The sequence below is a fragment of the Micromonospora sp. NPDC048887 genome (assembly GCF_040649715.1).
Classification (GTDB): Bacteria; Actinomycetota; Actinomycetes; order Mycobacteriales; family Micromonosporaceae; genus Micromonospora.
Genome location: NZ_JBEZGA010000021.1, coordinates 29,815 through 43,226, shown reverse-complemented (window position 1 = coordinate 43,226; position 13,412 = coordinate 29,815). Strand labels below are relative to the sequence as shown.

14 protein-coding genes are annotated in these 13,412 nt (G+C 74.4%); 8 read left to right on the top strand and 6 right to left on the bottom strand.

Annotation, left to right across the window (positions count from 1 at the left end; all coding sequences use genetic code 11):
• Positions 1-3 precede the first annotated feature (3 nt).
• The 6 genes from AB0C17_RS25725 to AB0C17_RS25700 all read right to left on the bottom strand — a co-directional run bounded on the left by AB0C17_RS25725 (position 4) and on the right by AB0C17_RS25700 (position 5,302).
• Positions 4-963 carry a TIGR03557 family F420-dependent LLM class oxidoreductase gene (locus AB0C17_RS25725; protein ID WP_357387770.1) on the bottom strand — a complete coding sequence of 320 codons (960 nt, stop codon included), beginning with the start codon at positions 961-963 and terminating at the stop codon, positions 4-6.
• A 177-nt stretch (positions 964-1,140) separates the two neighbouring features.
• The gene (locus tag AB0C17_RS25720) at positions 1,141-1,347 is read right to left on the bottom strand and encodes a hypothetical protein (protein WP_013286658.1); all 207 of its coding nucleotides are present in this window, start codon (positions 1,345-1,347) and stop codon (positions 1,141-1,143) included.
• Positions 1,348-1,456: 109 nt separating this feature from the next.
• Positions 1,457-2,659, bottom strand: a complete 1,203-nt coding sequence (locus AB0C17_RS25715) for a low temperature requirement protein A (protein WP_357480825.1) — start codon at positions 2,657-2,659, stop codon at positions 1,457-1,459.
• 195 nt (positions 2,660-2,854) lie between these two features.
• Complete coding sequence (locus AB0C17_RS25710; protein ID WP_357480823.1) at positions 2,855-3,832, bottom strand: helix-hairpin-helix domain-containing protein; 978 nt, start codon at positions 3,830-3,832, stop codon at positions 2,855-2,857.
• A gap of 241 nt (positions 3,833-4,073) precedes the next feature.
• Positions 4,074-4,421 carry a TcmI family type II polyketide cyclase gene (locus AB0C17_RS25705; protein ID WP_357480820.1) on the bottom strand — a complete coding sequence of 116 codons (348 nt, stop codon included), beginning with the start codon at positions 4,419-4,421 and terminating at the stop codon, positions 4,074-4,076.
• A gap of 62 nt (positions 4,422-4,483) precedes the next feature.
• Positions 4,484-5,302 (bottom strand): BTAD domain-containing putative transcriptional regulator, encoded by an 819-nt coding sequence (locus AB0C17_RS25700; RefSeq protein ID WP_357387762.1) that lies wholly within the window; start codon positions 5,300-5,302, stop codon positions 4,484-4,486.
• A 411-nt stretch (positions 5,303-5,713) separates the two neighbouring features.
• Between AB0C17_RS25700 and AB0C17_RS25695 the strand changes: the two genes are divergently transcribed.
• Genes AB0C17_RS25695 through AB0C17_RS25660 form a run of 8 tightly spaced genes read left to right on the top strand, consistent with a single transcriptional unit; the run spans position 5,714 to position 13,410 of the window.
• A complete protein-coding gene (locus AB0C17_RS25695) occupies positions 5,714-6,067 on the top strand; it encodes a TcmI family type II polyketide cyclase (RefSeq protein WP_357480818.1) in 354 nt (117 codons plus the stop codon).
• Positions 6,064-7,785 carry an acetyl-CoA carboxylase carboxyltransferase subunit alpha gene (locus tag AB0C17_RS25690; protein ID WP_357480815.1) on the top strand — a complete coding sequence of 574 codons (1,722 nt, stop codon included), beginning with the start codon at positions 6,064-6,066 and terminating at the stop codon, positions 7,783-7,785. The genes AB0C17_RS25695 and AB0C17_RS25690 overlap by 4 nt, the downstream gene beginning before the upstream one ends.
• Positions 7,785-8,270 (top strand): acetyl-CoA carboxylase biotin carboxyl carrier protein, encoded by a 486-nt coding sequence (gene accB, locus AB0C17_RS25685; RefSeq protein ID WP_357387756.1) that lies wholly within the window; start codon positions 7,785-7,787, stop codon positions 8,268-8,270. Before AB0C17_RS25690 ends, accB begins: the two co-directional genes overlap by 1 nt.
• Positions 8,270-9,787 carry an acetyl-CoA carboxylase biotin carboxylase subunit gene (locus tag AB0C17_RS25680; protein WP_357480812.1) on the top strand — a complete coding sequence of 506 codons (1,518 nt, stop codon included), beginning with the start codon at positions 8,270-8,272 and terminating at the stop codon, positions 9,785-9,787. Before accB ends, AB0C17_RS25680 begins: the two co-directional genes overlap by 1 nt.
• Entirely contained in the window at positions 9,784-10,491 is a 708-nt protein-coding gene (locus tag AB0C17_RS25675) for an SRPBCC family protein (RefSeq protein ID WP_357387752.1), read from the top strand. Before AB0C17_RS25680 ends, AB0C17_RS25675 begins: the two co-directional genes overlap by 4 nt.
• A complete protein-coding gene (locus tag AB0C17_RS25670) occupies positions 10,488-10,898 on the top strand; it encodes a cupin domain-containing protein (protein WP_357473734.1) in 411 nt (136 codons plus the stop codon). The genes AB0C17_RS25675 and AB0C17_RS25670 overlap by 4 nt, the downstream gene beginning before the upstream one ends.
• A complete protein-coding gene (locus AB0C17_RS25665) occupies positions 10,895-12,166 on the top strand; it encodes a beta-ketoacyl-[acyl-carrier-protein] synthase family protein (RefSeq protein ID WP_357473731.1) in 1,272 nt (423 codons plus the stop codon). Before AB0C17_RS25670 ends, AB0C17_RS25665 begins: the two co-directional genes overlap by 4 nt.
• Complete coding sequence (locus AB0C17_RS25660) at positions 12,163-13,410, top strand: beta-ketoacyl synthase N-terminal-like domain-containing protein (protein ID WP_357480809.1); 1,248 nt, start codon at positions 12,163-12,165, stop codon at positions 13,408-13,410. The genes AB0C17_RS25665 and AB0C17_RS25660 overlap by 4 nt, the downstream gene beginning before the upstream one ends.
• Positions 13,411-13,412: the final 2 nt, after the last annotated feature.

The following is a 13,412-nucleotide window of genomic DNA, read 5'->3' as shown; positions in this document are numbered from 1 at the left end:
GGACTAGCCGAGCGCGCGGACCCGGGCGAGCAGGTCGCCGGCGCAGAAGTCAAGGAAGCCGTCCGGGTCCGGCCCGGCGTTCTGCAGCACGATGTGGTCGAAGCCGGCCTCGACGTACGTCCGTGCCTTCGCCACGTGCGGCTCGGCGTCCGGGCCGACGGAGAACTGCTGCCGGATGTGGTGGTCCTCGACCCAGGTGGTGGCGGCGTCGAAGTTCACCGGGTTGGGCAGCTCGCTCATCACCTTCCAGCCGGTGACCGCCCAGCGGCTGGTCTCCCGGGCCGCGCGCACCGCCGACTCCTCGTCGGCGGCCCAGGCCATCGGCACCTCGGCGTAGCGCGGACCCTGGCCGCCCGCGTTGCGGTACTGGTCGACGATCGACGACTTCGGCTCGGTGGCGAACAGGCCGGTGCCCAGTTCGGCCGCGAGACCGGCGGATTCCCGGCCGCTGGCCGCCACCGCGATCACCGGCGGCTGCTCGGGCAGGTCCCAGATCCGGGCGTCCTCCAGGTGCAGGTGCCGGCCGTCGTACGAGCGGTAGCCACCCTGCCAGAGCAGCCGGATGATCTCCAACGCCTCGCGCAGCCGCTCGTGCCGCCCTCGGACGCTGGGGAACCCCTGCCCGACGACGTGCTCGTTGAGCCGCTCCCCGGCGCCCACCCCGAGCGTGAACCGCCCGTCGGAGATCAGCGCCATGGTGGCGGCGGCCTGCGCGACGATCGCCGGGTGGTAGCGCACCGACGGGCAGGTGACGCCGGTGGCCAGGCCGAGGGTGGTGGTGCGGGCGGCGATCGCGCCGAGCGCGCTCCAGGTGAAACAGGAGTGCCCCTGCGCCTCCAGCCAGGGGTGGTAGTGGTCGCTCATCTCGACGAAGTCGAAGCCGGCCTCCTCGGCCCGGACCGCCTGCCGGATGAGTTCCCGCGGCCCGAACGCCTCCGAGGCGAGCTTGTAGCCGATCCGCATGCCCGGTCTCCGTTCCGTCGTCGGCGAACCGCTGCCGTTCCCACCCGACCGGCGGGCAAACCAGGCGAGACCCAGCCTCCTAGGACGGTCTAGGGTGGTGACCGACCGAGCGGCGGGCACGGAACGGCCCGCGCTCGCCGGGCGGGCGCGGGCCGAGGGGAAGTACGGGGCGACGGCCTACTTCGACGGCTCCGGGAGCTTGCAGTCGACCTTCGGGTTGGCGCCGATGTAGTTCAGCGGGCCGGCCACGATGGTGACCAGGATCGTGCCCGCCTCCGCACAGTTGGTTTCGTCGTTGCCGTAGTAGCCGCGCTGACCGGCGGCGATGGCGCCGATGATGAGCCAGATGACGACCAGGACGCCGACTATCGAGGTGCCGCGCATCAGTTGCCTCCACTGGGGTCGTGGTGGATTTCGAGGTGAAGGCCATGTACCCCGTGCGGGTGATCCGCCAAACGGCGCACCGGTGCCGGCGCGGCCGATTCCGATTACCTCAGTGCGGCGGCATCGGCTCCTCGGGCGGTCGGCCCCGGCTGCGGAGGTAGTCGGCGAACGCCACCCCGGCCAGCACCAGCATCGCCCCGGCCGAGGCGTAGACCGGCGCCAGGTACAACCCGGCCGGGGCGATCGTCAGCAACGCCAGCACGCCGCCCGGCCGGGACGACGACACCCGGCTGAACACCTCGTACTCGAAGGCGGCCCGCCCGGCCAGGAACATCGCCGGCCCGCCGAGGATCACCGCCAGCCAGGCCGGCGGCGTGTGGCCGGTCGGCTCCAGCAGGACCAGGTCGAAGCCCGCCGCGGTGGTCACCACCCCGGCCACCATCAGCAGATGCGTGTACGGCGCGGTGTTGAGGAACCGGTTCGGCCGGTCGGCCCGGGCGATGGCGTGCGGCAGCAGCTCGCCGGACTTGTGCACGTAGATGCGCCAGAGCAGCAGCGTGGTGGTGAACGCGACGGTGAAGGCGACCAGGTTCTCCACCTCGGAGTGGTGCGTGCTGAACACCGTGCCGGCGACCAGCACGGCGTCGCCGAGCGCGATGATGAAGAACTGCTGGTACCGCTCGGACAGGTGTTCGGCCGTCACGTTGCGCTGGGCGTCCGGCACCGCACCCAGGACCGGCACCGGATACGCCAGCCGGAATCCCAGGTAGTCGATGGCCAGCGCGCCGAACCAGAGCAGGAGCCGGGCGGTGCCGTGCGCGGCCAGCGCGCCGATCAACCAGGGCACCGCCGACACGGCGAACCAGACGAAGATGCGCACGGCCCGTTTGTTGCTCTCCGCGTCCCACCGCACGGCGGGCATGAGGAAGAGCCCGCGTCCGAGATGGATCGCCACGTACGTCCCGGCGAACACCAGCCCGCGGGAGCTGAACGCCTCCGGGATGGCGGTGGTCATCAGCAGCGCGCCGAACATCACCGCCACGATCAGCAGCTTGATCTCGGTGCGCTGCGGATCGTAGATGTCGGTGACCAGCGTGGTGATCGCCCAGGTCCACCAGATCGCCATCAGCATGACCAGGGACTCGGCGGCCCGTTCCCAGGTCACCGACCCGATCAGGTGACGTGAGATCAACGCGAGCGCGGCCACGTAGACCAGGTCGAAGAAGAGTTCGAGCAGGGTCACCCGGCGCGGCGCCTCCGGGTCGCGGACCGGCGGTCGCCGGCCGGCGGGCTCCGGCGCTGCGGTGGGCACGACATGCTCCTGCGGAAGGCGGTACGCGCGGCGGGCCGTCCGGGCCCCTCACCGACGGTAGCGACGCCCGTACCCCCGTGGTCGGCTTTCCGGCATACCGGTCCGGTGCCCGCCGGCCGGGAGGTGGCGGGGCCGGAAACGCGCCGGGCCGGTGGCGACAACTCGTCACCACCGGCCCGGAACGCGGACGGCTGTCTACTCCGCGGCGGCCGGGAGCACCCGGTCGGCGTCGGCGGGGGCACCCGCCAGCACCTTCGCCTGCTGCGGCCAGGTGGCCAGGCCGGGCGCGGTGCGCAGCCCGGCGGCCTTCACGGTCTGCCGCAGCGTGACCTCGTCCAGTTCGGCGAGCTGCCGGTAGGTACGGATCCCGGCGTCCTGGAGCGCGGTGGCCAGCTTCGGCCCGATGCCCTGGATCCGCCGGAAGTCGTCCGGCGCGGTGTCGGCCGCGTCGGCCGGAGCATCGTTCTCGGCAGACGCGCGCGGCGCGGGCACGACGGCCGGCTCGGCAGCGACCGGCTCGGCGGCGACCGGCTCGGCAGCGACCGGCTCGGCAGCGACCGGCTCGATCGGCTCGACGGGCTCCGTGGTCTCGGCGGGCTCCGTGGCCGCGACGGGTGACGGCGCGGCATCAGCGGTGGGCTCCGTGGCCGGGCCGGCCGGCGACGCCGTGGCGTCCGGCTCGTCGGCCAGTGTCGACTGTGCCGGCACGGCGACGGGGGCGCGCTCCGGCTCCGCCGCGAAGGGCTCCGACTCGGCGACGAGCGCCGGAGACCCGGCCGGCTCGTCCACATCGGTGCCGGTCGTGGCGGTCGCGGACTGGTCCGCACCGGCCACCGTGGCGGACGGCTCCTCGACCGGACGATCGGTGGCGACGGCGACCGGCCCGGCCTCGGCGACCGGCTCGGTGACAGGCTCGGCGGCGGTCGCCACGGCCGGCTCGGCGGTCGCGGTCTCGGTGGGCGCGGGCTGCTCGGCCACCGAGGCGGTCGCCGGTGGCTCGTCGACCACCGCGACCGGGCGCGGCTCGTCGACGGTGGCGGTGACCTCGGGGGCGGTCTCCGCCGAGGGCGTCGCCGGGGCGCCGGACCGGCGGCCGACGACGAACCAGCCGGCGCCGAATCCGATGAGCAGGGCCAGTATCACGAACAGCCACTGCCCGAAGCTCGACGGCATGGCCAACCTCCTTCTCTGTACGTGCACGACGGGGGCGAAAGACTCGGGGCAGCTTCGCACACGCGCGTGACGTACGACAGGCAGGCCAGGGCTGGGCCGCGGCGGTGGGACCGAAGGTGTCGGCCGGTGGCCGGCGGGTGACCGAGCGTGCGCCGCGGGCGGCCGGGCGGCGGCGGGGAGACGCCCCGGAACCCGGGTGCCGTGCGTGGTTCCGGGGCGCCCCGTCCGTCGCCCGCGCCGGTCAGTGGATCCGGCCCGGCGCGGGCGCGTCGGCGGCGTCCCAGCTGTAGAAGCAGCCGGCCACGGCGTCGCGGGGGGAGTGCCAGGTCGGCAGGTACGGCGAGGTGTGCGCGGAGAGCCGCTTGTTCACCTGCTCGTACAGCGGGTTGTCGCGCAGTTCCCCGGTCAGGCCGGGAGAGACGTCGACGGTCTCCATCAGATGGACGCACAGGTCGTGCAGGTAGTACAGGGAACGGTGCCGGACGCCGGTGAGGTGGGGGAGTTCGGTGGCGTCGGCCTCGGCGAAGATCTGCGCCACCCGTCCCTGTGCGCCCGGCACGATCCGGCTGACCACCAACAGTCGACTCATCGTGACCCCTCTCGCCGCCGTGGTGCTGCGCTCACCGTGCCGGTCGCGCTGTCACCTCGACGTCACCGCGTACCCCGGGGCATTGATGGTGGGGCCGCCTTGGCGGGCCGGTCCGTGCGGCGCGGCGCGGGCGGTTCCGGACGGCTGGCCCGGCGGATCGGCGCGAGGGTGTCGTCGAGCAGCGCTGTCATCGCCGGAGACGGTTCCAGGCGCAGTTCGCGCAGGAGCAGGTCCCGGTAGACGTAGAAGGAGTGGACCGCCTCGAACGCGTTGCCCTCGGCCAGGTGGATGCGCACCACCAGGCGGTGCGGGGTCTCCCGCAGCGGCTCGGCGGCCATCGCCTCCAGCGCGGCCTCCAGCGCCTCGCCGTGCCGGCCGGCGGTGAGGTGGTTGCCGGCCAGCTCCTCCAGCATGTGCAGGCGTAACTGGCGCAGCCGTTCGCGTTCCAGCAGCACCCAGTCGTCGTACCAGCCGGGGAGCAGGTCGTGGCGTCCGGCGCCGGTCGCGCCGCGCGGGACGGCGCCCTCGCGGACCAGCGTCGCGGCCTCCACCAGGTCGTCCACGTCGAGGCGGACGGTGGGCCCGAGGCGGACGGTGTCGCCGTCGGTGCGCAGCGGGCAGCACGGGTCCTGCCGCAACCGCCACAGCGCGGTACGCAGCGACGACAGCGCCCGATCCTCCGGCGTCTCCGGCCACAGCAGCCCGGCGAGGTGGCTGCGGGTCGCGGCCGGACGCAGGCCGATCAGGGCGATGACGCGCTGCAACCCCCGGGGTACGACGACCGGCGCGTCGTCGTGCAGGAGCTGGAAACCGCCGAGCAGGTGCAGTGACACCCGGGGCGCGGGTACGCCGGCCGTCGGCATTCTCGACCCACCCGACACGGCGCACCCCCCAGCACCGGAACCCTCGTTCCGACCGTCTCCCGTTGCCCGGACGCCGCCCGCGACGCCGGTGTCGGAACGCCTCCGCCGTGGCCGGGAATCTCCACCGTGGCCGGGCTGACCGAGACGGAGAATATCAACGCCTGTTACTCTCAGTCAACGCTAGGTCGGTCACCCGACTGTCCATAGCGGGCTCGGTAATACGGCCGTGATCTGCGAAGAAGTGTCGTCACCCGGAGAGCGGAAGGCGATCTTCGCATAGCTCACGCACAGCTTGCGTCAACGCAGCGTCACCACGTTTGTGCCGCGATGGGTCCCGGTTGACGCCCGGTAGACGCCCCTGGCGCGACCGTGTGGCGATCCGTGCGGCGCGACTGGTTCGCCGCGCACCGGGACGTGCAGGAGGCGCGAATGGACCGTTCGCTCATCGTCGCCAAGGTGGTGCCGACGGCCGAGGACCGGGTGGCCGAGATCTTCGCCGAGTCCGACGCGACAGAGCTGCCCGGCCTGGTCGGCGTCCGGCACCGTTCGCTGTACCGGCTGCACGACCTCTACGTCCACCTGCTGGAGACGGAGACGCCGACGCGGGGCGCGGTCGAGGACAACCGGGGGCATCCGGAGTTCGTCCGGATCAGCGAGCGGCTGCGGCCGTACATCTCGCCGTACCTGCCGACCTGGCGCTCACCCCGCGACGCGATGGCGCACTGCTTCTACCGGTACGACGCGCCGGCTCACCTGCGCGACGCCGCCGGGCGGCCGCAGTGACCACGACCGCCCCGCGCGACGAGCAGCTCTGGTCGAGGTGTGACGGATGCGCGTCGCTGCTCTACCGCAAGCGGCTGCGCCGCAACCTGGACGTCTGCCCGGAGTGCGGCGCGCACGCCCGGCTGGACGCTCCCGACCGGGTGGCGCAACTGGCCGACCCGGACTCGTTCGTGCCGCTGCCCGACCCGGCGGTACGCGTCGACCCGATCGAGTTCGTCGACGAGCTGCCGTACCCGCACCGGCTCGGGGCGGCCCGCGCGGCGACCGGCCTGGACGAGGCGGTGCTGTGCGGCACCGCCCGGCTGGGCGGGCACCCGGTCGCGCTGGCGGTGATGGACTTCCGCTTCCTCGGCGGCAGCCTCGGCTGCGCGGTCGGTGAGCTGATCACCCGGACCGCCGAGCGGGCGCTCGCCGACGGCATCCCGCTGGTGCTGGTGACCGCGTCCGGCGGCGCGCGGATGCAGGAGGGCGCGCTGTCGCTGATGCAGATGGCCACCGTCAGCCAGGCCCTCGCGGGGATGCGGGAGGCCGGCCTGCTCACGGTCAGCGTGGTCACCGATCCCACGTACGGCGGGGTGGCCGCCTCCTTCGCCACGAACACCGACCTGGTGCTGGCCGAGAGCGGCGCCCGGCTGGGTTTCGCCGGCCCCCGGGTGATCCGCCAGGTCACCGGCGCGAAGCTGCCGGAGGGCTTCCAGACCGCGGAGTACCTGCTGCGGCACGGCCAGGTGGACATGGTGGTGCCCCGGCACGCGCTGCGGGGCCGGCTCGCCGCGCTGCTCGCCGCCGCCGACTCCGGCCGCCGTGCGCCGGAGGCCCCGACCGCGCCGCGCCCGGCGCCCGCCGTCTCCGCCACGCCGGCCGGCCCGGACCGCGACCCCTGGGAGACGGTACGCACGGCGCGGCACCCCGGTCGCCCGACCACGCTGGACTACCTGGAGACGGCGTTCGACGGGTTCGTGGAGCTGCACGGCGACCGGCTCGGCGCGGACTGCCCGGCAGTCGTCGGCGGCATCGCCCGCCTGGACGGCCGGCCGGTGATGGTGCTCGGCCACCAGAAGGGGCACACCACAGCCGAGCTGGTGACCCGCAACTTCGGCATGGCCAGCCCGGCCGGGCACCGCAAGGCGCTGCGGCTGATGCGGCTCGCGGCGCGGCTGCGGCTGCCGGTGGTGACGCTTGTGGACACGCCCGGCGCGGACCCGGGGGTGAGCGCCGAGCAGCAGGGTCAGGCGGCGGCGATCGCGGAGAACATCCTGGCGCTCACCGTGCTGCCCACGCCGGTGGTGGCGGTGGTCACCGGGGAGGGCGGCAGCGGCGGCGCGCTCGCGCTCGCGGTCGCCGACCGGGTGCTCATGCTGGAACACGCGGTCTACTCGGTGATCAGCCCGGAGGGCTGCGCGGCGATCCTCTGGCCGGACAGCTCGGCCGCCCCGCAGGCGGCCCGCGCGCTGCGGCTCACCGGCGCCGACCTGTGCCGCCTCGGCGTGGTCGACGAGCTGGTGCCGGAGCCACGCCCGGCCGCGCACGCCGACCCGGGGGGCGCGGCCGAGCTGCTGCGCCGGGCGGTCGCGGCGAACCTCGCCCCGCTGCTCACCGTCCCGCCGGCCACCCTGGTGCGCCGCCGGAGGCAGCGCTTCCGCCGCTTCGGCGCGGCCCGGTCGGCCGGACCGTCCCCTGCCGCCTCCCCGGCCGGTGGCCGGGCGGAGGTGGCGTGATGGCCGACGCCGAGGCCGAGCAGGTGCTCGACGGGCTGCGCCGGCAGGCCCGCAAGCTCGTCGCCGACCTGGCCGGGCCGGTACGCCGGGTGCGGCTGCGTAGCGGCGAGTCGGTGCTGGAGGTCGAGTGGCACGACCCGGCGGCACCGGCGCAGCGCGCCGCCGAACCGGTCGAGGCGACACCCGCGCGAGCCGCCGAACCGGCCGCGCGCGCCGCGCCCGTGATCGACCGGCCGGCCGTGCGCTCACCGGTGGTCGGCACGTTCTACCGGGCCCCCGAGCCGGGGGCGATGCCGTTCGTGGCGGTCGGCGACATGGTCCGCCCGGGCCAGGTGGTCGGCATCGTCGAGGCCATGAAGCTGATGAACGAGGTGACCGCCGGCCAGGCCGGACGGGTGGTCGAGGTGCTCGTCGACGACGGCAAGCCCGTCGAGTACGACCAGCCGCTGATCGCCCTGGAACCGGTCACCGGACAGGACTGGTGATGTTCGACAAGGTGCTGATCGCCAACCGGGGCGAGATCGCGCTGCGGGTGCTGCGCGCCTGCCGGGAACTCGGCGTACGCACCGTGGTGGTGCACTCCAGCGCCGACGCCGACTCGCTGCCGGTGCGGCTCGCCGACGAGGCGGTACGCATCGGACCGGCGGCCAGCCGCCGCAGCTACCTCAACGCGGCGGCGATCGTGGAGGCCGCCCGGCAGACCGGCGCGCAGGCGGTGCACCCCGGCTACGGCTTCCTGTCCGAGGACGCCGACTTCGCCGAGATCTGCGCCGAGAACGGGCTGGTCTTCGTCGGCCCGCCGCCGCAGGTGATGTCCGCGCTCGCGGACAAGTCGACGGCGCGGGCGCTGATGAGCCGGGCCGGGCTGCCGCTGCCGCCGGGCAGCGTCCGGACGCTGCCCACCGTCGGCGAGGCGCAGGAGGTGGCCGCCGATGTGGGCTACCCGGTCATCGTGAAGGCCGCGGCGGGCGGGGGCGGGCGCGGCATGACAGTGGTGCGTTCCGCCGCCGAGCTGCCCCGCGCGTACGCCAGGACCCGCGCCGCCGCGCAGGTCGCCTTCGGTGACGACCGGGTGTACGTCGAGCGGTTCCTCGCCGACGCCCGCCACGTCGAGGTGCAGGTGCTCTGCGACAGCCACGGCAACGGTGTGCACCTGGGCACCCGGGACTGCTCGGTGCAGCGGCGGCATCAGAAGCTGATCGAGGAGGCGCCCGCCCCCGCGCTGCGGCAGGCCACGGTGGACACCGTCGCCGAGGTGGCGCTGCGCGGCGCGCTGTCGGTCGGCTTCACCGGCGCCGGAACCGTGGAGTTCCTGGTCGACGAAGCCGAACGTTGCCACTTCCTGGAGATCAACTGCCGGATCCAGGTCGAACACCCGGTCACCGAGATGGTCACCGGCATCGACCTCGTGCAGGAACAGCTCCACGTCGCGTACGGCACCCCGCTGCGGCTGCGCCAGTCCGACGTCCGCCTGCACGGCGTGGCGATCGAGTGCCGGGTCAACGTGGAGGACCCGGACCGCGACTTCGCGCCCGCCCCCGGCCGGCTGGACCGGTTCCGGCCGCCGGGCGGCCCGTTCACCCGGGTCGACACCCACGGCCACGCCGGCTACCTGGTCAGCCCGCACTACGACTCGCTGCTGGCGAAGGTGGCGGTGTGGGCGCCGGACCGGGACGCCGCGCTGGACCGGCTCGACCGGGCGCTGGCCGAGTTCGACGTGGCCGGTCCCGGTGTGCGTACCACCATCCCGTTCGCCCGGCGGGTGCTGCGCGACCCGGCGTTCCGCGCCGCCCGGCACACCACCGCGCTTGTGGAACGCCTGCTCACCCCGCCCACCGACGACGCCCCACCGAACGGCGACGCCCCACCCGGCGACGGCGCCCCGGGGGCGTCCCCGGCGCGGGGCGTCGTACCCGACCCGCGCGGCGCGACCGGACCGGACGGCCGTACCCCCGTCAGCGCCGTGCCCGCCGCCGGCCCGACCACCTGGAGGAACCGATGACAGTCGCCCCCGACCGCCCGCTCGCCCGCGAGATCACCGACATCCTTGTCACGCACTGCGGCCTGGACCCGGACGCCGCCGCCGGCGCGCCCGCGGCGAGCCTGGAGGAGCTGGGCATGGACTCGCTGGCGCTGCTCGAACTGTCGGCGGTCGTGGCCGACAGGTGGCGGGTGAAGATCCCCGAACAGGCCGGGCAGCTCAGCATCGCCGGCGTCGCCGACCTGGTGGCCCGCAAGTCGGACCCACCCGGGCACACCGAGAACGCCGTGGAGATCGACGCGCCGCTGCCGCTGGTCTGGGAGATCACCAACGACGTGGCCGGGTGGCCGGACCTGTTCACCGAGTACGCGGTGGCGGAGATCCTGCACCGCGACGGCGACACCGTGCGGTTCCGGCTCACCATGCACCCGGATGAGAACGGCGTGGCGTGGAGCTGGGTCAGCGAGCGCACCGCCGACCCGGCCACCCGCGAGGTGCAGGCGCGGCGCGTCGAGACCGGCCCGTTCGAGTACATGCGCATCCACTGGCGCTACGACGAGACGCCCGGCGGCACCCGGATGACCTGGACGCAGGACTTCGCGATGAAGCCGGACGCGCCCGTCGACAACGCTGGCATGACCGACCGGATCAACACCAACAGCGCGATCCAGCTTGCCGTGATCAAGGAGAAGATCGAGCGGGCGTACGCGGGAGGCGCGCGATGACCGACACCACCACCGCCCGGGTCTCCGTCCACGACGTACCCGCCGACCGCCGTCGCGGCGGCGAACTGCGGGTGCTGCTCGGCCCGAAGACGGTCGGCAGCACCTCCGGTTTCATGGGCGTCGCCACGCTCGCGCCGGGGGAGCGGATCGCCGAGCACTACCACCCGTACAGCGAGGAGTTCCTCTACGTCGCCCGGGGCGCGATCACCGTCGACCTGGACGACGCGCCGGTGCCGCTCGCCGCCGGGGAGGCGCTCTATGTGCCGAAGGACGTCCGGCACCGGCTGCGCAACACCGGCGACGAGCCGGCCGAGGTGGTGTTCCACCTCGGACCGCTCGCCCCCCGCCCGGAACTCGGCCACGTCGACACCGAGAGCGCGGCACCGCCGCCACGGGAGCCGTCGTGACCGGCCGGCGCACCGTGGTCACCGGCATCGGTGTGGTCGCACCCGGTGGCGCCACCCGGGACCGCTTCTGGAAGACGATCACCGAGGGCCGTACCGCGACGCGGCGGATCAGTTTCTTCGACCCGTCGCCGTTCCGGTCCCAGATCGCCGCCGAGTGCGACTTCGACCCGGACGCCGCCGGGATCACGCTCGCCGAGCGGCAGCGCGCCGACAGGTACACGCAGTTCGCGCTCGCCTGCTCCGCCGAGGCGCTCGCGGACAGCGGCCTGGCCCTCACCGACGCGCAGCGCGAACGCGCCGGGGTGGTGCTCGGCACCGCCGTCGGCGGCACCATGGCGCTGGAACAGGAGTACGTGCGGGTCAGCGACTCCGGCCGGCACTGGCTGGTCGACCACGCGCTCGGCGGGCCGTACCTCTACCAGGCGCTGGTGCCCAGCAGCCTGGCCGCCGACGTGGCCTGCCGGCACGGCCTGCACGGCCCCGCGCAGGTCATCTCCACCGGCTGCACCTCCGGCATCGACGCCATCGGGTACGCCCACCAGCTCGTCGCCGACGGCGAGGCCGACGTGGTGCTGGCCGGCGCCGCCGACTCGCCGATCTCCCCGGTCACCGTCGCCTCGTTCGACGCGATCGGCGCGACCAGCCCGGACAACGACGACCCGGCGCACGCCTCCCGGCCGTTCGACGCCGACCGGCACGGTTTCGTCCTCGCCGAGGGCGCGGCGGTGCTGGTGCTGGAGGAGGCCGAGCACGCCCGCCGCCGGGGCGCGCACGTCTACTGCGAGGTCGCCGGGTACGCCGGCCGCAGCAACGGCTTCCACATGACCGGGCTGCGCCCGGACGGCGCGGAGATGGCGGTGGCGATCAGCGACGCGCTGCGGCAGGCGCGGCTCGCCCCGTCGGCCGTGTCGTACGTCAGCGCGCACGGCTCCGGCACCCGGCAGAACGACAGGCACGAGACGGCGGCGTTCAAGCGGGCGCTGGGGGAGACGGCGTACCGGGTGCCGATCAGCTCGATCAAGTCGATGGTCGGCCACTCGCTCGGCGCCATCGGCTCGATCGAGATGGCCGCCTGCGCGCTCGCCATCGAGTACGGCGTGGTCCCGCCCACCGCGAACTGGACCACCCGCGACCCGGAGTGCGACCTGGACTACGTGCCGAACGAGGCCCGGGAGGTGCCGGTGGACGTGGCGTTGTCGGTGGGCAGCGGCTTCGGCGGCTTCCAGTCGGCCATGGTGTTCCGCCGGCTGGCGGTGACGCCATCATGACCGCGCGCGCGGTGGTGACAGGCATCGGCGTGGTCGCACCCAGCGGCATCGGGGCCGAGGCGCACTGGAACACGGTGGTCGCCGGCACCCGGCGCACCGGGCCGATCACGCTGTTCGACCCGGAGCGGTATCCAACGCGCGTGGCCGGGGAGGTGACCGGCTTCGACCCGGCCGGATTCAGCGACACCCGGCAGCGGGTGCAGACCGACAGGTGGACCCACCTCGGCTTCGCCGCCACCAAACTGGCGCTGGCCGACGCCGGGCTGCCCGAGGTGTCGCCCGACCCGTACAAGTGGGCGGTCACGCTCGCCAGCTCCTCCGGCGGCAACCTGTTCGGGCAGCGGGAACTGCAACGGCTGTGGGGCGGGCCGAGCCGCACCGTCGGGGCGTACCAGTCGATCGCGTGGTTCTACGCCGCGAGCGTCGGCCAGCTGTCGATCCGCCACCAGTTCAAGGGACCGTCCGGGGTGACAGTGTCCGAGTCGGCCGGCGGGCTGGACAGCCTGGCGCACGCGGTGCGCACCGTCCGCCGGGGCACCCCGGTGGTGATCGCCGGGGCGACCGAGTGCCCGCTGAGCCCGTACGCGCTGGCCTGCCAGTTGCGTTCCGGTCTGCTCAGCGACGTGGCCGACCCGCAGCGCGCGTACCGGCCGTTCGACGTCGCGGCCAGCGGGTACGTGCCGGCCGAGGGCGGGGCGGTGTTCGTGGTCGAGGACCTGGGGCACGCGCTGGCCCGGGGTGCCCGCGTCTACGGGGAGATCACCGGCTGGGCGGCCACCCACGACGCCGCGCCCACCGACCCGGCCACCGGCCCCGACCCGGCCCACTACGCCCGCGCGCTGCGGCTCGCGCTGGAGCGCGCCGGGGTACGCCCGCACGACGTGGACGTGATCTGGCCGGACGCGCTCGGCGTGCCCACGTACGACCGGGCCGAGGCAACGGCGCTGCGTACCGTGTTCGGCGTCCGGACCCCGCCGGTGACCACGCAGAAACCGCTGACCGGCCGGGCGCACCAGGGCGGGTCCGCGCTGGACGCGGCCACCGCGCTGCTGGCGTTCCGCCGTGGCATGCTGCCCGCCTCGGCCGGCCCGGACGAGCCCGCGCCCGGCTGCGAGCTGACGTTCCTGCGTGAGCCCCGCCCGCCGCGCAGCCGGATCGCGCTGGTCGGGGCCCGCGGTTTCGACGGGTTCAACAGCGCGCTGGTGCTGCGCGGCGCCGCGCCCCCACCGGCGGGCGAGCGCTGACC

Excerpts from the sequence above, each read along its gene's own strand:
- AB0C17_RS25725 (WP_357387770.1), bottom strand. The coding sequence starts at position 963 with ATGCGGATCGGCTACAAGCTCGCCTCGGAGGCGTTCGGGCCGCGGGAA.
- AB0C17_RS25720 (WP_013286658.1), bottom strand. The coding sequence starts at position 1,347 with ATGCGCGGCACCTCGATAGTCGGCGTCCTGGTCGTCATCTGGCTCATC.
- AB0C17_RS25710 (WP_357480823.1), bottom strand. The coding sequence starts at position 3,832 with ATGCCGTCGAGCTTCGGGCAGTGGCTGTTCGTGATACTGGCCCTGCTC.
- AB0C17_RS25705 (WP_357480820.1), bottom strand. The coding sequence starts at position 4,421 with ATGAGTCGACTGTTGGTGGTCAGCCGGATCGTGCCGGGCGCACAGGGA.
- AB0C17_RS25695 (WP_357480818.1), top strand. The coding sequence starts at position 5,714 with ATGGACCGTTCGCTCATCGTCGCCAAGGTGGTGCCGACGGCCGAGGAC.
- accB (WP_357387756.1), top strand. The coding sequence starts at position 7,785 with ATGGCCGACGCCGAGGCCGAGCAGGTGCTCGACGGGCTGCGCCGGCAG.
- AB0C17_RS25680 (WP_357480812.1), top strand. The coding sequence starts at position 8,270 with ATGTTCGACAAGGTGCTGATCGCCAACCGGGGCGAGATCGCGCTGCGG.
- AB0C17_RS25675 (WP_357387752.1), top strand. The coding sequence starts at position 9,784 with ATGACAGTCGCCCCCGACCGCCCGCTCGCCCGCGAGATCACCGACATC.
- AB0C17_RS25670 (WP_357473734.1), top strand. The coding sequence starts at position 10,488 with ATGACCGACACCACCACCGCCCGGGTCTCCGTCCACGACGTACCCGCC.
- AB0C17_RS25660 (WP_357480809.1), top strand. The coding sequence starts at position 12,163 with ATGACCGCGCGCGCGGTGGTGACAGGCATCGGCGTGGTCGCACCCAGC.